Source organism: Myxococcus sp. CA056, from assembly GCF_013336715.1.
GTDB classification, from domain to species: Bacteria; Myxococcota; Myxococcia; order Myxococcales; family Myxococcaceae; genus Myxococcus; species Myxococcus llanfairpwllgwyngyllgogerychwyrndrobwllllantysiliogogogochensis.
Map to the genome: position 1 here is coordinate 1,629,701 of NZ_JABUMT010000001.1, position 16,913 is coordinate 1,646,613.

13 protein-coding genes are annotated in these 16,913 nt (G+C 69.6%); 8 read left to right on the forward strand and 5 right to left on the reverse strand.

Annotated elements, in window-relative coordinates; all coding sequences use genetic code 11:
- Positions 1-49: 49 nt before the first annotated feature.
- Positions 50-3,445: an amidohydrolase family protein gene (locus tag HUA76_RS06640; protein ID WP_174460310.1), complete on the reverse strand. Its 3,396-nt coding sequence runs from the start codon at positions 3,443-3,445 to the stop codon at positions 50-52.
- 187 nt (positions 3,446-3,632) lie between these two features.
- Between HUA76_RS06640 and HUA76_RS06645 the strand changes: the two genes are divergently transcribed.
- The 4 genes from HUA76_RS06645 (at position 3,633) to HUA76_RS06660 (ending at position 7,648) form a co-directional block, all read left to right on the forward strand.
- A complete protein-coding gene (locus HUA76_RS06645) occupies positions 3,633-4,082 on the forward strand; it encodes a PaaI family thioesterase (protein WP_141641895.1) in 450 nt (149 codons plus the stop codon).
- A 1-nt stretch (position 4,083) separates the two neighbouring features.
- On the forward strand, positions 4,084-4,542 hold the full coding sequence (locus HUA76_RS06650) for a PaaI family thioesterase (protein ID WP_141641894.1): 459 nt from the start codon (positions 4,084-4,086) through the stop codon (positions 4,540-4,542).
- A gap of 115 nt (positions 4,543-4,657) precedes the next feature.
- Positions 4,658-5,431 carry a DUF4142 domain-containing protein gene (locus HUA76_RS06655; protein WP_174460311.1) on the forward strand — a complete coding sequence of 258 codons (774 nt, stop codon included), beginning with the start codon at positions 4,658-4,660 and terminating at the stop codon, positions 5,429-5,431.
- Positions 5,432-5,701: 270 nt separating this feature from the next.
- Positions 5,702-7,648 (forward strand): sulfatase-like hydrolase/transferase, encoded by a 1,947-nt coding sequence (locus tag HUA76_RS06660; protein ID WP_174460312.1) that lies wholly within the window; start codon positions 5,702-5,704, stop codon positions 7,646-7,648.
- Positions 7,649-7,727: 79 nt separating this feature from the next.
- Here HUA76_RS06660 and HUA76_RS06665 read toward each other — a convergent pair whose 3' ends face one another.
- The 3 genes from HUA76_RS06665 to HUA76_RS06675 form a co-directional block, all read right to left on the reverse strand.
- Positions 7,728-9,236, reverse strand: a complete 1,509-nt coding sequence (locus tag HUA76_RS06665) for a protein kinase (RefSeq protein WP_371823431.1) — start codon at positions 9,234-9,236, stop codon at positions 7,728-7,730.
- Between the two features lie 89 nt (positions 9,237-9,325).
- Entirely contained in the window at positions 9,326-9,616 is a 291-nt protein-coding gene (locus HUA76_RS06670) for a pilus assembly protein N-terminal domain-containing protein (protein ID WP_174460314.1), read from the reverse strand.
- A gap of 118 nt (positions 9,617-9,734) precedes the next feature.
- Complete coding sequence (locus HUA76_RS06675; RefSeq protein ID WP_174460315.1) at positions 9,735-10,655, reverse strand: sigma-70 family RNA polymerase sigma factor; 921 nt, start codon at positions 10,653-10,655, stop codon at positions 9,735-9,737.
- A 268-nt stretch (positions 10,656-10,923) separates the two neighbouring features.
- On the opposite strand from HUA76_RS06675, the gene HUA76_RS06680 reads away from it, so the two are divergent.
- On the forward strand, positions 10,924-12,699 hold the full coding sequence (locus HUA76_RS06680) for a bacterial transcriptional activator domain-containing protein (RefSeq protein WP_174460316.1): 1,776 nt from the start codon (positions 10,924-10,926) through the stop codon (positions 12,697-12,699).
- Positions 12,700-12,849: 150 nt separating this feature from the next.
- A complete protein-coding gene (locus HUA76_RS06685) occupies positions 12,850-13,596 on the forward strand; it encodes a trans-aconitate 2-methyltransferase (RefSeq protein WP_217439244.1) in 747 nt (248 codons plus the stop codon).
- Positions 13,597-13,673: 77 nt separating this feature from the next.
- Here HUA76_RS06685 and HUA76_RS06690 read toward each other — a convergent pair whose 3' ends face one another.
- Positions 13,674-14,015: a hypothetical protein gene (locus tag HUA76_RS06690; protein ID WP_174456037.1), complete on the reverse strand. Its 342-nt coding sequence runs from the start codon at positions 14,013-14,015 to the stop codon at positions 13,674-13,676.
- Between the two features lie 419 nt (positions 14,016-14,434).
- Between HUA76_RS06690 and HUA76_RS06695 the strand changes: the two genes are divergently transcribed.
- Both HUA76_RS06695 and HUA76_RS06700 read left to right on the forward strand, forming a co-directional pair.
- Entirely contained in the window at positions 14,435-15,787 is a 1,353-nt protein-coding gene (locus HUA76_RS06695; RefSeq protein ID WP_141641885.1) for an RtcB family protein, read from the forward strand.
- A gap of 69 nt (positions 15,788-15,856) precedes the next feature.
- Complete coding sequence (locus tag HUA76_RS06700) at positions 15,857-16,798, forward strand: TIGR02266 family protein (protein WP_174460318.1); 942 nt, start codon at positions 15,857-15,859, stop codon at positions 16,796-16,798.
- The last annotated feature ends 115 nt before the right edge of the window (positions 16,799-16,913 follow it).

Sequence of the window (16,913 nt, forward strand, 5' to 3'; positions counted from 1 at the left end):
GCTCCAGGGACACTCTCGCCCCCGGAGCCCGAGTCACATCACCCGACGCTCAGTCGCACTCGTGCGTGTGCGTGTGCGCGGTGGCCTTGGGGCTCCAGCCCTCGTTGCCGTCCTTCTCGAAGTAGAACTTCGCGCGCTGCCGCTGCCGCGTCCCCACCTCGTTGAGCGTGGCCGCGTCGAACAGCCGGCCGTTCACCATGGTGAAGCGCACCGAGCGGCTGTTCATCAGGTCCTCCAGCGGGTTCTTGTCCAGCACGATGAGGTCCGCGAGCTTGCCCTCCTCCAGCGAGCCCAATTCCCCATCCATGCCCAGGTAGCGCGCTCCGCCCAGGCTCCCCGCGCGCAGCGCCTGCAAGGGCTTCATCCCGCCCTGACCGAACATCGACAGCTCCCAGTGCGCCGCCAGGCCCTCGCGCTGACCATGCGCGCCCAACTGCACGTTGACGCCCGCGTCGTTCAGCTCGCGCGCCGTCCTCGCCGCGTCCACGTGGTTGAGCTCGTCATCCGGCACCATCGTCCGCCGACGGCTGCGCGAGTCCACCACCCGGCGCGGCACGAAGGACAACAGTCGCTCGTCCTGCCAGACGTTCGTCTTCTGGTACCAGTAGTTCTCGCCCCAGTTGCCGCCGTACGCCACGCCGAGCGTCGGCGTGTAGCCCGTGCCGCTCTTGCCCCAGAGCTGCTTCACGTCCGCGTAGATGCGCGCCACCGGAATCGCGTGCTCCACGCCCGTGTGCCCATCCACCACCATCGTCAGGTTGTGCTGGAGCAGCGAGCCGCCCTCCGGCACCACCAACATGTTCAGCTCCCGCGCCGCCTGGAGCACCTTCTGCCGCTGGTCTCTCCGAGGCTGGTTGTAGCTCTTCACGCTGAAGGCCCCCATCGCCTTCATCCGCCGCAGGTGCGAGCGCGCGTCGTCCAGCGTTTCAATCGGCGTGCGGTACCCCACCCCCGCCGCGCCATACAGAATCGTGCCCGTGGAGAAGATGCGCGGAGAGATGAGCGCTCCGGCCCGGCCCAGCTCACTCGCCGCGAAGACCTCCTCCGAGGAGTTCGACGGGTCATGCAGCGTCGTCACCCCGAAGGCCAGCGACGCCGCCTGCACCCAGCTCTGCTCGGGCATCAGGCCTTCCACGCCCATGGCCCCGTGCCAGTGCACATCCACCAGCCCCGGCATCAGCGTCTTGCCCTTCACGTCCACGACCTTCGCACCCGCGGGCACCTGCACCTTGCCCACCGGTCCCACCGCGATGATGCGGTTGCCGCGCACCACCACCACGCCCTGCTCGATGACCTCGTCACCCTTCATGGTGATGACCCGGCCGCCCACCAGCGCCAGCGTGCCCTCCGGCGCGTCCGCCTTCACCTGGAAGGACAGGTCCACGCCCTTCTCCGGCACCGCGGGCAGCTTCTCCGGCGCGCCGTCCACGAAGGAGAAGGACTGCTTCAGCTCCCGCGTGAAGAGCTCCGGCCCCAGCGCCCAGTGCAGGCTCTTGCTGTCGCCGGACCAGTGCAGGTACTCACCCGCGTCGCGGCTCACCTTCGCCACCGGCAGCGCCTTCGCCTCGGGCCCCACCGTCGCCGCCTTGGCGCCCTTCGGGAAGGGCGTGACGAAGGCGTTGAAGTTCTCCCGGAACGCCACCCACCGCTCATCCGGCGAGACGCGCAGCTCCGTCGCCTCCGCGCTCGTCACGTGCGTGCGCTCCTCGCCGCCATCCAGGCCCACGCTCTTCAGCGAGCGCACGTCCTCCTTCTCCTTGTGCTCCACATGCAGGAAGTACACGCGGTCCGAGCGCGCCCCGAAGTGCGGCTGCTCGCCATCCCGCGCCAGCCTGCGCGGCGTGCCACCCGACGCGGGCTGCACGAAGAGGCCCGTCTCCCGGCTCCACTGCCCCGGCATCAGGTAGCCATCTCCCGTCGCGCGGTACACCAGCGACTTGCCATCCGGGCTCAGTGACGGCTCCACGTAGTAGCCCGGCTTCGACGTCACCACCTTGCCCTCGCCGCCCGTCGCGGACACCACGCGGATGGCGCCCAGCTTCTCGTCATCCCACGTCGTGTAGACGATGGAGCGCCCGTCGCGAGAGAACGACGGATAGAACTCCAGGTGGTCCTCCTGCTTCGTCAGCCGCTTCGGCGCGCCGCCCGGAAGCTCCTTCACGTAGAGCTTGCCCAGCGACTGGTACACCACGCGGTCTCCCTTCGGAGACACCTGCACCCAGCGCAGCATCTTCGTGGCGAAGCGCTCCGGCGCGACGGCCTGCGGCGAGCGCACCGCCTCGAAAATCGTCCGCGTGCCCTTCACGTGGAAGGGGATGGGCGTCAGCTTCTTCGTCGCCACATCCAGGCGCTGCAGCTTGCCGCCCGCCCAGAAGACAATCGCCTTGTCGTCCCGCGTCCACGCCAGCGTCGGATACACGCCGTGGATGGCCCACGTCTCCTGCATGTCCCTGTCCAGCCCGTCGTACAGCGGGCGCTCCGCGCCGGAGGCCACGTCCGTGACGTAGAGCACCGACTTCGTCCGCACCCGGCGGATGAACGCCAGCTGCTTGCCATCCCGCGACGGCGTCGGACGGATGGAGCCACCCGGCCCGGAGACGAACGGGTCAATCTCCTTCGTCTCCACATCCAACCGCTGGATGGCGTAAATCTCGCCGTTGGGGTCCTTGTTGTATTCGAACGTCTTGCCCGGCGTGACGTCCTGGCTGAAGTAGACGTAGCGGCCGTCGGGAGAGAACACCGGCTCGCCCAGGTCCTTCTGCTCGTTGGCGCGCTCGGTGAGCTGCACGCCCTCGCCGCCGGAGCGGTGATACATCCACACCTCACCCGCGCCCAGCGAGCGCCGCGAGGTGAAGTGCTTGCGCGCGATGAGGAACTGTCCGTCCGGGCTCCACGCGGGGCTGTTGAGCAGGCGGAACTTCTCCTGCGTCACCGGCTTCGCGTCCGAGCCATCCCGCTTCATCACCCAGATGTTGTCGCCGCCACCCCTGTCGCTGGTGAAGGCGATGGACTTGCCGTCCGGGCTGAAGCGCGGCTGCATGTCCCACGCGACACCGGAGGTGAGCGCGCGCGCCTCGCCGCCCGCCAGCGGCAACACGTAGATGTCGCCCAGGAGGTCGAAGACGAGCTCGTCCCCGCTCGGGCTCACATCCACGTTCATCCACGTCCCCTCGGTGACGTCGATGTCCACCTGCCTCGCGGGGAAGCCGGGAGCGTCCACCTTCCAGGCGTCCTTCTCCTTGTCCTCCTTCGCACCCGGCTCGGCGGACGGCGCGTTGGGGTCCACCTCCACGGCGCGGCCGGCTTCGCGCGCGGCCTCGTCCTTCTTCTGGGGAGCAGGCAGCGGATCCTGCCGAGCGGAGGGAGGGGTCGCCACGGGCTGCGCGGCGAAGAGCGTGCCCGGTACCAGCAGGGCGACGCAGAGGGCGGAGGTCAGTCGTTTCACCGGAGGTCCTCGTGATGGGGGACTGCGCGAGACACGGCCGTGCGGGGCGGGGAGACTACCCGGCCCAGGGCAGACAGGCTCGACGAGCGTGAACAGGGGACCGGGCAGCCCTCTTCCTGAGCGGCCGACAAAGGCTCGACGCGAAACGTCACGCGCCATCCGGACCTGATTCTGTTATCCGCTCCCCATGTCGGACTTCACCCTTCCCGAAGACAAGGCCGAGCGGATGGAACGCGCCGCCCTGTTCTACTCGGACATCGTCCCCCACAACCACGCGCTGGGCCTGAAGCTCCTGGACATCGGCCCCGCCGAGGCCACCGTCGAGCTGCCCTACGCGGACTTCCTCGTCGGCAACCCGGAGACGGGCGTCATCGCCGGCGGCGCCGTCACGACGCTCATCGACGCGGCCTGCGGCTCCGCCGTCATCCTCAAGCTGGGTCGCATCCAGCCGCTCGTCACGTTGGATTTGCGCATCGACTACCTGCGCCCCGCCCGCCCCCACGTCTCCCTCATCGCCGTGGCCGAGTGCTATCGCAGCACGCGACAGATTGCCTTCGTCCGCGCGCTCGTACACCAGGGTGACAAGAGCAATCCGGTGGCCTCCGCGCAGGGCACCTTCATGCGGCTGGAGGAATGACGTGAGTGACGCCAAGTCCCCCTCCGCCCTCGCCGAGCTGGTGCACCACGTGCGCAAGACGCGCGAGTACGGCCAGCTCACCGACGCCATCCCCTACACGCGCTTCATGGGCATCGGCGTGGAGAACCTGGCCGGGGAGATGCTCTGCCGGATGCGCTACACGCCCAAGCTCATCGGCAACAGCTTCATCCCCGCGCTGCACGGCGGCACGCTGGGCGCGCTCCTGGAGTCGTCCGCCATCTTCGAGCTGCTGCTCCAGACGGAGACGCCGCGCGTGCCCAAGGTCATCTCCATCACCGTGGACTTCCTGCGCTCGGGCAAGGCGCAGGACACCTTCGCGCGCGCCTTCATCACCCGCCAGGGCCGCCGCGTGGCCAACGTCCGCGTCGAGGCCTGGCAGGACGACCGCACCCGTCCCATCGCCAGCGCGCACGCCCTGTTCCTGCTCGCGGAGCCCTGAGGCTCGGGGCCCTTCCGGGGACGGAGCCCCTGTCCGCTCCCCTGGTGTTCCCTGGCCACCGGCGCTTCCCCATCGCCACCTTGCCTCCTGGAGTTCCACTCTCGGGAGGCTGGCGATGATGCGATGGCACGGTTGGATGCTCGTGGGTTCGCTGGTGCTGGGTGGCACCGCGGGGGCGCAGGACAACCAGGACGCGAAGGCGTCGGACACACCGACGACGCAGAACAATGGCACCGGTGACAGCCAGGGCATGATTCGCATGGGCGAGGCGGACGCCATCGACCATGGAGAAGACATCCAGAAGGACCCGAGCGCCTGGCCCGGCACGGGCGGCTCCGGGCAGCCCGACGCGCAGGCCGCGAAGTGGATGCGCGAGGGCCTGCTGCCCATCCCCACCGAGGAGAAGGCCTTCCTGGAGGAGCTGCACCACGCGAACCAGATGGAAGTCCAGATGGGGAAGCTCGCGCAGAAGAACGGCGGCTCCCAGGCGGTGAAGGACTTTGGTGCCCGCATGGAGCGCGAGCACGGACAGGCCGATGAGAACCTGCTCGCGTTCGCGAAGACGAAGAAGCTCCAGTTGGGAGAGCCGAAGGCGGACTCGTCGCTCGCCAAGGCGATGCAGGGCGCGGAGCACGCGACGATGGAGAAGCTCCAGGCGCTCCAGGGCCCCGCGTTCGACCGCGCGTTCCTCGCGGCCATGGTGAGCGACCATGACGTGGTCATCGCCAAGGTGATGGCCGGACAACAGCAGTTCGTCGACAACACCGCGCTGAAGACGATGCTCGACAACCTGCTGCCCCAGCTCCAGCAACACCGCCAGAGCGCATACCGCCTGCTGGGCCAGGAGACGCCGCGTCAGGCGCGACAGGCTCCGCGCGGCGGACGCTGACCGCACCACGGGCTCGAAGACCGCGAACGGACGACGTGTCACCGGGCCGAGCTTCCGTTCGCGGGCCACCGCCGCACCGAGGCTTCGACGGCGTGAGTCCCCTCCTCTCCCGCGCGCCGCGTCCGAGGCGAACGCAGCCGCGTTCCATCGCTACGCCGCGCGTCGGGTGAGGCCCCCGGACCTTGGACAGCAAGCCGCTCCGCGCGCACGGGCACGGTGGGTGCAACTCCGGGCGCCAGCCTTGCTCCCTCCTGGCGTCCCGGAGAACCCATGACCCAAGCCTCGCGCCCCAACATCCTCCTGCTGACGGTGGACCAGCTGATGTTCCCCCGGTTCGCCTATGGCCCGGAGGGAGGCTTCCTTCCCGGCATCAAGGACATCCTCGGCTTCATCGACGAGGGCGGTGAGGACAATCCCTACCGGAAGTACTTCCCCGGCTTCACCGCGCTGCGGAAGAACGCCGCTGTCTTCCGCAACCACACCATCGCGACCTCGGCCTGCATCCCCAGCCGCGCCGCCATCTACACGGGCCAGTACGGCACGCGCACCGGCGTCACGCAGACGGACGGCCTGTTCAAGAGCGGCGACGCCTCGGCGTTCCCCTGGCTGGAGCCCGATGGGATTCCCACCATCGGCCACTGGTTCCAGAAGGCCGGCTACCACACGCACTACTTCGGCAAGTGGCACGTCAGCAATCCACCGGACCACTCGCTGAAGCAGTACGGCTTCGATGACTGGGAGCTGTCGTATCCGGAGCCGCACGGCTCCTCCGTCAACAACCTGGGCACCTTCCGCGACATCGGCTTCGCGGACCTGGCCTGCACCTTCCTGCGCAGGATGGCGCTGGGTCAGCCCTACAACCGCGCGCTCGCCCAGCAGTCCTATACGGCCCCGCTCGGCGAAGCGCCCTCCACCGAGCCGCAGCCGTGGCTCGCCGTCGCGTCCTTCACCAACCCCCACGACATCGCGACGTATCCCATCCTGCCCCGGCAGTTGGACTCCGAATCGCGCCCGCTGGGCCCGCTGCACGTGCCGACACAGACGGCGCGCTCCGTGACTCCTGTCTCGGGGAGCCTCTCCTTCTTCCTCAATCCCCAGGACTTTCCGCAGGAGAACGCGCACCTGCCTCCCAACGTGCACGACTCGCTCGTCAACAAGCCGAGCTGTCAGCGCGACTACGCATACAAGATGGGCCTGGCGCTCGCGGCCAAGACGGGGCTCGTCCTGCATCAGGCGAACGAGAACATCGACCCTGTCGCCGTCACCCTCAACTCGGGCATCCCCTTCCAGCTCACGGCCGCCCCGGACGTGTCCACGCTGCGCTTCAACCAGTACTACACGTGGCTCATCCACGTGGTGGACGCGCACATCGCCCAGGTGCTGCGGACGCTGGACGAGAGCGGCCTGCGCGAGAACACCCTCGTGATGTTCCTCTCCGACCATGGCGAGTACGCCGGCTCGCACGGCTACATGATGGAGAAGTGGCACACCGCCTATCAGGAGGCGCTGCACGTGCCCCTCGTCGTCCAGTTCCCCGTGGAGAAGGACGTCGCTCCGGAGACGCGGCAGATTGAAGCGCTCAGCAGCCACGTGGACGTGCTGCCCACGCTCCTGGGGCTCGCGGGCATCGAAGGCGCCGCGCTCGACGCGATTCGCACCGACCTGCGCCTCCACCGCCCGGTGCCTCCCTTCGTCGGCGCGGACCTGAGCCCGCTGGCGCGCGGAGAGACCGACACCGTGACGGAGCCCGATGGCACGCCTCGCGCCGGAGTGCTCTTCATCACCGACGACGAGATTACGGAGACGCTGCCGCACACCGGCGACCCGCACCAGGCGCACGATGATGCGCTGTTCGCCGTGTTCACGCGCTCCGTCGACGCCCTGCGCGAAGGCACCACGAAGACGGGCAAGGTGCCGGACCTCAAGCCCGGCGCGGTGTGCCAGCCCAACCACGTCCGGTGCGTGCGCACGCCGCGCTGGAAGCTCTCTCGAACGTGGGACCCGTCGGGCGAGCACGCCGACCAGTGGGAGCTCTACGACCTCCAGAACGACCCGCTGGAGCTGGAGAACCTGCTCGTGTTCGACGGGCCGTTCCCCACGGTCAGCTCGACGCTGCCCAAGGGACTCGGCCACGCCGAGGTCGAAGCCGCGGCGCGCGCGACGCACGCCCTGCTCGGGAAGTACGAGACGCAGATGCTGTCACCGTGGCCCGCGTAGCTTCCGCGAAGGCTGTGACGATGCGGCCCGACGGTGTTCCCGTCGGGCCCGTGTCACCGCGTGACCTTGAAAGCGTGGGTCAGGGGCTCGTGACAGACACGGTGTAGAGCCCCCTCTTCCCATCGCGGGTCCAGACCAGCAGGTGGGTGGCGCCGGTGGAGAGCGGCGCGAGCAACAACCCGTTCTCCACGGACTGGATTTCGACGAGGTCCGAGCGCCCGATGGCGACGCGACTGAGTCCGGGCAGCTCCAGCTTGCGCGCTTCCCCAAGCAGCATCGGGAAGAAGACGTTGCCGCTGGCCTTCCGCACGGACTCCACCTCCGACAGGAAGGCCTCGCTCTCTTTCGGAGCGAACTCCGGCTGGAGCCACGCCCGCGCCCACGTGCCCGCTCCGAGGAGCACCACCAGCACGAGCGCCATGCCCCCCAGCCACTTCTTGCTCACGGACGAGGGCCCGGAGAGCGCCTGGAGCAAGGCCTCCATCGAGGGGTGGCGTGCCTCCGGTTCACTCGCGAGCCCTCGCGCCAGCGCGGCCCGCACGTGCGCCGGCAACCTGGGGCCCTTCTTGCCGCGAGCCTCGACGGAAGTCCGCTTCGACAACCTGACGGGACGCTCGCCGTGGAGGGCTTCGTAGAGCGCGACACAGAAGCTGTACTGGTCACTTCGCGCGTCCACGGTCCTGCCCTGGCGCTGCTCGGGTGACATGTACGCGGGCGTGCCCGGCGTGGTGCCCTCTCGCGTGAGCGCCGTCTCCTCCTGGTCCGTCGCGAGCGGCAGCGTCGTCGTGGAGACCTCGGCGGCGGCGCGTGCATCACTGTCTTCGCGCCGCCACCGACGGGCGAGACCGAAGTCCGTCACACGAGGACGTCCATCCCTGCCCACCAGCACGTTGGCCGGCTTGAAGTCGCGGTGGACCAGCCCCTGTTGATGCGCGGCAACCAGCCCCGCTCCGGCCGCGAGGAACAACTCCAGCACGTCACGCCAGGGACGTTCCCGCTCGCGCAGCCAGCCCGCGAGCGTCGTTCCCTCCACCCACTCCATCGCCAGGTAGTCCCGTCCATCCACCGAGCCCAGCTCGAAGACAGGCAGCACGTTGGGATGGGACAGGCGCGCCATCGCCTGCGCCTCTCGCGACAGGCGCACCCGATTCTCACCCTCGATGCCCTCGCGGAGGGGACGCAGCAGCTTCACCGCGACCCTTCGCTCCAGCCTCGGGTCCTCCGCCGCGTACACCACGCCCATGCCTCCCACGCCCAGCAGCTCGCGCAGGACATAGGGCCCCAGTCGCGTCCCTTCGAGCAGGAGTTCTCCCGCGGCGCCCGGCTTCTCCCCTTCCAGGGATGGCACCCTCGAGTCCAGCCGCGTGGGCCCCTGGGACAGCCCGCCTGGATTCGGCGCGGAGGCTTCGGCCGCCACCGCGGCGACCAGCGCTCGACAGTCCTCGCAGACGTCCAGGTGCGCGGCCATCCCCGGGACATCCGCCGGAGGCAACACGCCACTCGCGAAGCCGGCGAGCGCGTTCTCATCCGGACACGCCGGGGACGCGGAAGTGGGCAGCGGGCTCATGTGCGTGCGTCGCAACTTCACCACCTCGCCCCCCTAGAAGGAAGGAGAGAGGGGCCCGGCAAGGACTCGGGCCCTCCTCCCCATGCGCCACGACACACCCGCCGCGCGGCCTACTTCTCCTTCGCGGCGCCGTCCGTCACGACGATGGAATACTCCAGCCGCTCGCCGCTCTTCTTCCACACCAGCAGCTTCGTGGTGCCCGCCTCCCTGCCGGTGACTTCAAGCTGCCCCTTGCCCAGCGTCTTCACCTCCGCCGTATTGACGTTTCCCAGCGCCACCCGCGTCAGGTCCTTCAGGTCGAGCACTCGCTGCTCGCCCGGCTTGAGTTCGATGCGCTCTTCCGCCGCCGCGCTCGTGCCCACCAGCGCCATCAACGTGAATCCCACCAGTCCGTTCCGCATGAGGTGTGTCCTTCCTTGAGTGAACCGAGGCGCGTTTGCCCCGCCTTCATTCCGGTGACACCGCTCCCCGTGGCGTGTTGCACGCGGACCGCGAAAAAAGTGGAGAGGGCCTCTGGGTCTATCCGGTCCCGGGCTCGCCGCGCAGCAACCCCGACAGGCTCATGTCGAGCTGGCTGCGCACCGCGTGCATCAGACTGTGCAGCTCGCCCGACGACAACTGGAGGCGCTCCGCGAGCCGCTCCCGCACGCCCACCAGCACCGTCTGCCTCGCTTGCGACATCCAGCGCGACACCGTGGACTTGTGCGCCCGGTACATGACGCCAATGGACTCCAGGCTCACCCCGTCCACGACGTGCAGCCGCAGCACGGTGCGCTCCCGGGCGGACAGGGTCGCCAGCGCTCCCGACAGGGCGTCACGGAAGTCCTGCTGGTGACGTCGGCGGAGGTAGTCCAGCTCGATGTCCCGGCCGGCCTCGCCCACCCGCTCGAACATCGTCCCGTCCCCGTCCTCCTCCGCGCGCGCACGCCGGCCCTCCGCGCGTTGGAGGTTGAGCGCCGTCCGCACCGCCGCCGCGCGCAGCCAGGCCGCCAGCGGACCTCCTCCCTGGTACTCGGCGATTCTCGGCTCGGCGCCGTCCTGGGCGGGGACCAGGAGTCGCTGACGCAGTTGCTGGAGCACTTCCTTCGCGTCCACGCCGCCACCCCGCACCCGAGAGATGGCACTGGCCACCTTGGGGAAGAAGTGCCGCTCCAGGGCCGCGTGGGCCGCGGGCAGTCCTCGCGCGCAGGCACAGGCCAGATAGAGGTCCGACACGGGCACGGCGGCGAGCGTGTCCACGGGCTCCTGGCCCGGCACGAGCCGCTGGGCGACATGGCGGAGGAAGTCCTCTTCGGGAAGCACCACGTCCGGCCACGTGTGTCGTCCGGTGGACACCCACGACTCCAGCAGGGCCTCCAGTCCGGGCACCTCCGCGCAGCGACGGGCGGCGGGTGGCAGGTGCTGGACGAAGAGGTGCGAGCGGCTGTGCTGCTTCGACATGCACACCTCGGAACGGGCCACCGCCGGTACACACCGGGCTTTCATTGTTACAGCGCGGGGCGCCTTTTCTACAGGCTCTCCCTTAGGTCGCGAGCCTCGATGCGCGTCTCGCCTCGCCCTGGAGTCTCCGGTGGATGCTCGCTCGAAGACGGGCTTTCGCGCCATGAGCCAGTGTCTCCGGTGGACAGTGGACCGTTCGAGCGTGCGCGGGCGCCACGGCATGCCGCCTGCTTTCCCCCGCAGGGCATCCGTTCCGGAGGACAGGACGATGAGCGAGCGCGCACAGGCCCAGTTGAGAGCGTTGAAGGAAGCCGCGCAGTTGTTGTTCGTCCAGGAGCGGTACGCCGAATGCGCGGAGGTCCATTCGCGCATCCTTCGGATGGTGCCCAAGGACCCGAACGCTCGGGTACGTCACGCGGAAATCTGTCGCCGCACAGGGGACCGGCAGGCCGCCATCGCGTCGTATCGCACGGCGGCGGAGCTGTTGCTCGCGCAGGGCTGTGAGGCGCGGGCCCGCGCGTCGCTTCGCGCGGCGCTGGAGCTGGACCCGAGGGACCCGGTGCTCCTGTCGGACTTCACGCGCATGGGACAGGCGTCGCTGCCGCCCTCGACGGCGCTGGAGGACGAGCGGCTCTACAGTCACGCGGCGGGGCTCGTCACAGTGAGCGAGGCCCCGGTGGCGGTGGCTCCGCGCACCACGGACGCGCGAGTGAAGACACCGCCTCCTCCGCCGCCTCCTTTCGTGCTGCGAGCCGCGGAAGAGACTCGAGTGCCGGGGCCGCTGCCCTCGGCGCCGGCCATTGCGCCCGTGAAGGTGAAGCCTCCTGGGCCCGCGACTCGGGCACCCGTGCCCTCCGCACCGACGATGCCGAGTTCGTTTCCGCCGCGCGGTGCGGTCGCGCCACGACAGGTGGAGGCGCCGCGTGAAATCGCCGTGCCCGTGGTGCGCGGGACGCTCGTCGCGGCACGGGACACCACGGCTCCGCGGACAGGCGTGCTCCCGACTCCCGCTCAGGCACCACGCGCCACTACGATTGCGCCCCTGTCTCCCGCGCAGGCATCAACGACACCTATGCGCGCGGCCGTGTCTCCCACGCAGGCACCTCACGCCACCGCAAGCACGTCTCTGTCTCCCGCTCAGGCACCACGCGCCACTACGATCGCGCCCCTGTCTCCCGCTCAGACACTGCCTGCCACCGCGAGCGCACCTCGGGCTCCTGCCCAGGCACCACGCACCACTACAGTCGCGCCCCTGTCTCCTGCGCAGGCAGCAACTGCCACCATGAGCGCAGCCGTGTCTCCGGCTCAGACACCACGCGCCAGTACGATCGCGCCCCTGTCTCCCGCGCAGGCAGCAACTGCCACCATGAGCGCGGCCGTGTCTCCGGCTCAGGCACCACGCACCACTACGATCGCGCCCCTGTCTCCCGCTCAGATACTGCACGCCACCGGCAGCGTGCCCCTGTCTCCCGCCCAGGCACCACGCGCCACTACAATCGCGCCCCTGTCTCCCGCTCAGGCACTGCACACCACCGGCAGCGTGCCCCTTTCTCTCGCCCAGGCACCACGCACCACTACAATCGCGCCCCTGTCTCCCGCGCAGGCAGCAACGGCCACCGCGAACGCACTCCGGTCTCCCGCCCAGGCGCTGCACGCCACCGCGAGCCCGCCCCTGTCTCGCACGACAGTGCTGCACACCACCGCGAGCGCGTCCATGTCTCCCGCCCAGGCGCTACACACCACCGTGAGCGCGTCGGCTCCCGTGCCTCGCGAGACACCCAAGGTCGAGGTGAGCGCGAGTCTCTGGACCACCGGGGGCCCCGTGACGGTGACGCCCGTGGCAACCTATCGGCCCGAGCTTCGATGGCTGAGCCCCAACAGCGTGGCGATGAGAGTCTCGCCTCAGTCCCACTGGGTCATCATCCGTGCCGAGGGACCGCTGTCGTTGAGCCGCGCGGAGTCCCTCCCGTTGCCCCCTCGAGATGTGTCCTCACACCCCCGCGACGAACCCATCTCGGACGGCACGCCGCTCATCGCGCACTGACACGGACACCGCCAACCCGCGCAGCACGAACGGGTTCGGCGACCTCTCCTGGCAACCGACCTGCCCTCGCGCTCGCGACTCCACGGTGCGCCGGTCCCAGCCGTGACTCCTGGCGCTGACGCTTGCCCCTCGCGGTCCCCGCCGACCACGATGCACGTCACCGCCATGACGCCCCTCACCCTTCGCGAGACGCTCGCCTTCGTCGCTCCCGCCCTCTCCACTCGGCGCCGTGTCCTGGAAGTCGGCTGCGGTGACGGCTCCCTCGCGGGCCAGCTCGCCGCCCAGGCCCATGACGTCGTCGCCATCGACACTCGCCTGCGCGACACGCCACGCTCACCGCGCGTCCGCTTCGAGGAAACAGACCTGCTGCGCTTCACCTCCGAGCAGCCCTTCGACGCCGTCGTCGCGGTGACCGTCCTCCACCACCTCACTCCGCTCGACGCGAATGTGGCGAGGCTGCGCGAGCTGCTCGTCCCCGGAGGTGTGCTCGTCGTGGATGACTTCGACCTGGCCGCGCCGGACGAGACCACCGCGCGCTGGTACTACGACACCCAGGACCTGCTGGCCGTCGCCGGACGCTTTCCCGCCGAGGCCGTCCACGGCGCCCCCTCCGAGCCACCCCTGGAGCGCTGGCACCACGAGCACGAGCACCACGACGAGCCACTCCACACCGGAGCCGCGATGCTCACCGCGCTCCGCGACGGGGGCTTCGAGGTTTCCCAGGTGACTCGCGGTCCCTATCTGTTCCGTTATCTGGCGAGAGGCGCCATCGAGGCCCACGACAACACCGTCTCCGGTGAGCGCGTAGCCGAGCACCTGCTCACCGTCGAGCAACGTCGTCTGGACGAGCACTCGCTCCAGCCCGTGGGCCTGCGCATCCTCGCCCACCGTCGCTGACACGCGTCTGGCGGAGCGCCTCCACGACACGGAGGCGCATCCAGCCTTCACACCAGGACTTGCGCCGCGCGCGCGGACTACATCGGCACGGACTTCTTCGGGTCGAAGCGCTTCTTCTCGTGCGTCGCCGGAGGCTGCGGGGCCTTCTCCTGCTCCGTCGTCTTCGCCGGCTCCGACTCGCGGCTCTCCAGCACCGGAGCCTCCGCCTTCTCCTCCGACACCTGCGCCTTCACCGGCGCCTCGCAGTGCTCACCCTTCCGGTTGGGATGGCAGTGCCGAATCCCATACACGTGGTGACAACCGCACGCATCGACGCGCTTCTTCGCGCAGATCGACGGATTGAACACCGGCCCCGCCAACGTATCCGCCGGCACCGCCTGCAACGCCACCGCCAGGAACATCCCACCGAGGAAACCCATCGCCCACCCCCTGCCTGGATGGGAGATGGATGGGCCTGGAGCCGGAATGCGGCAAGTCCTCGGCCGATCCAATTCCCGCGCTTCGCACGCGAGCCGACTTTCGGTCGACTGTCCGGGTGTGCGAACCAGGCCTCGGGGCCACCACGAGGATGCGTTGCCGACGTCGAGACGGCAACAGCACCCGCCCTTCTTCATCGTCCCAAGGTCCGGGGCAGGCGCCACCCACGCACCGCGTCGCGCCCTGGCGCCCTCCCCCGTTCTCCGAGGGAAAACCCCGGAAATTCGCTCGCTTTCCCGCCCGCTCTCCCAGCATCCTCGGAGGCACGGAGAAACCCGGGCGCCAGGGTCAGCTTCTTTCGGACGCTCCCGTCCCTCGCGCGTGTTCACCCCTGTCCAGGGGCGTCAGGGGAGGCAAAGCCATGAGTTGGAAGCAGCGTTTGGAAAAGGCCGCCGAAGGCCATTACGTCCTGCCGAAGACCAAGACCATGAAGGTCGACGCGGACCTGTTCCTCTCCGACAAGCTCCTGTGGGGAGAAGGCCCCGACTTTCCCGGCATGGAGGACGCCGTCTTCGACCAGGTGGTCAACGCCGCGTCCTTCCCCGGCGTCACCCGCGTCGCCGTCACCCCCGACTGTCACGTGGGCTACGGCGTCCCCATCGGCACCGTGGTGGAGACCGACGGCATCCTCCTGCCCACCGCCGCCGGCTACGACATCGGCTGCGGCATGGTGCAGCTCCAGACGTCCCTCAACGCGGAGGACGTGGCGGATCCGGCGAAGCGCCGCCAGTGGATTGAGCAGGTCACCCGCCGCATCGCCGTGGGCGTGGGCGCCAGTCGCGTGCAGGCGCAGCGCAAGGTGTCCGACCGAGCCTTCGCGGAAGTCGTCCGCCACGGCGCCAAGGCCCTGGGCCGAGGCTCCGCCATCACCGAGCGCGACTTCATCCCCGTGGAAGACGACCGGGTGGACATCCCCGACCGGGCCTACGAGAAGCGCGGCCAGTTGGGCAGCCTGGGCGGTGGCAACCACTTCACCGAGATGCAGGTGGATGAAGAGGGCCGCGTCTGGGTGATGCTCCACACCGGCAGCCGGGGCTTCGGGTGGAACATCGCCAAGACGTTCTTCGTCAAGGGCGCCGCCCAGTTGGGCCTGAAGAGCCGCAGCGAGGACTTCGTCTGGCTCGACGCCGACAGCCCGATGGGCCGCGAGTACTGGAACCTGCACAACATGGCGGCCAACTTCGCCGTGGCCAACCGGCTCATCATCGGTGAGGCCGTGTGCGCCGCGCTGGAGGACGTCTTCGGCGGCACCGCGAGCGTCTATTACGAAATCTCCCACAACCTCATCCAGAAGGAGGCCGGGAAGTTCGTCGCCCGCAAGGGCGCCACGCGCGCGTTCCCCGCGGGCCACCCCGCGCTCAAGCGCACCACGTGGGAGGACACCGGCCACCCCATCCTGATTCCAGGCTCCATGGAGACCGGCAGCGCCATCCTCTTCGCGGAAGAGGGCGCGTCCAAGTCCATCTACTCGGTGAACCACGGCTCCGGCCGGCGCCTGTCCCGAGGCGAGGCCCGGCGCGTGCTGGACCAGGGCGCCACCGACGCGCGCATGGCGGAGTCCGGCATCATCCTCAACACCCGCCAGACGCCGCTCGACGAGTCCGGCCCCTGCTACAAGAACCTGGACGACGTGCTGGAGACGGTGGAGATGGCGGGGCTCGCCCGAGTCGCCCGGCGCCTCAAGCCCGTCGCCTGCATCAAGGGCGCGGATTGACCCACACGCGAGGGGCGCGTGGACTTCCCGGGGAGCCTGCTACAGTGCCGGCCCTCTGGAGTCCCAAGAATGACCTCGCCGTCCCCTGCCGCCCGCGTCCCCCCGTCGGGCCCCCGTGAGGCCGAGCTGGCTCGCGCCGAGAGCGAGCTGTCCGCCCAGGAGTCCCGCCTCGCGGAGCAGGTGACGCGCTCCCTCGCCGACGCCGCCGCCCTCACCTCCCGACTCGACGGCGTGCGCGCCGCGCTGGCCCGTGCCCACCAGGAACCCGACGCCGACCCGCAGGTGGGCGAGCAGGCGGCCAGGCTCCAGGCCGCTCGCGTGCCGTCCCTGGACGTGGAGGCCGCGCGCGCGAAGGCGCTGGAGGCGCGCGAGAAGGCCCTGGAGGCGCGCAAGCGGATGGGGACGGAGGTGCAGGCCGCGCTGCGCATCCAGCAGGAGCAGACCGCGCAGGTGTCACGCGCCGTGGCGGACGCGGAGGCCGCGCTGAAGCAGCAGGTGGAGGCCAGCGCCGCGCGGACCCGGGCCCGACAGGAGGCCGCCACGCGCGCGCAGCAGGAGGCCGCTCGCGTGCGTCAGGCGGAGCTGGCGCAGGCCGCCGCCACGGTGAAGTCCCAGGGACTGGCGCTACCCTCCCCTCCGGCGCGGGGAGCGGCGAGCGCGGACGGCCAGGAGGCCCGGCGCAACGGGCGCGTGCGGATGCACACGTCCATCGACATGCGCAGCGACTCCAACTTCTTCACCGGCTTCTCGATGGACATCAGCGAGGGCGGCGTCTTCATCGCCACGGTGGACGCGGTGCCTCGCGGCACACAGGTGGAGCTGGACTTCACGCTGCCGGGTGGCCGGCCCATGAAGGTGACGGGCGTGGTGCGCTGGGTGCGCGAGTCCAATCCCCGCATGCCGGAGCTGATGCCCGGGGTGGGCGTGCAGTTCACCGGACTGCCGCACGAGGTGGCCTCCGTCATCTCCTCGTTCGTCATCACGCGGGACCCGATGTTCTATCCAGACTGAGTCAGGCCTCACCCTTCGTCGGGTAGTCGACCCAACCTCGCGCGAGGTGTCCATGAGCGGCGGTGTCTGGATGGAAAGACAGACATCCGTCCCGGGCCTCGTGCATGGTGGATTC

Excerpts from the sequence above, each read along its gene's own strand:
- HUA76_RS06645 (WP_141641895.1), top strand. The coding sequence starts at position 3,633 with ATGTCGGACTTCACCCTTCCCGAAGACAAGGCCGAGCGGATGGAACGC.
- HUA76_RS06655 (WP_174460311.1), top strand. The coding sequence starts at position 4,658 with ATGATGCGATGGCACGGTTGGATGCTCGTGGGTTCGCTGGTGCTGGGT.
- HUA76_RS06660 (WP_174460312.1), top strand. The coding sequence starts at position 5,702 with ATGACCCAAGCCTCGCGCCCCAACATCCTCCTGCTGACGGTGGACCAG.
- HUA76_RS06670 (WP_174460314.1), bottom strand. The coding sequence starts at position 9,616 with ATGCGGAACGGACTGGTGGGATTCACGTTGATGGCGCTGGTGGGCACG.
- HUA76_RS06675 (WP_174460315.1), bottom strand. The coding sequence starts at position 10,655 with ATGTCGAAGCAGCACAGCCGCTCGCACCTCTTCGTCCAGCACCTGCCA.
- HUA76_RS06680 (WP_174460316.1), top strand. The coding sequence starts at position 10,924 with ATGAGCGAGCGCGCACAGGCCCAGTTGAGAGCGTTGAAGGAAGCCGCG.
- HUA76_RS06685 (WP_217439244.1), top strand. The coding sequence starts at position 12,850 with ATGCACGTCACCGCCATGACGCCCCTCACCCTTCGCGAGACGCTCGCC.
- HUA76_RS06690 (WP_174456037.1), bottom strand. The coding sequence starts at position 14,015 with ATGGGTTTCCTCGGTGGGATGTTCCTGGCGGTGGCGTTGCAGGCGGTG.
- HUA76_RS06695 (WP_141641885.1), top strand. The coding sequence starts at position 14,435 with ATGAGTTGGAAGCAGCGTTTGGAAAAGGCCGCCGAAGGCCATTACGTC.
- HUA76_RS06700 (WP_174460318.1), top strand. The coding sequence starts at position 15,857 with ATGACCTCGCCGTCCCCTGCCGCCCGCGTCCCCCCGTCGGGCCCCCGT.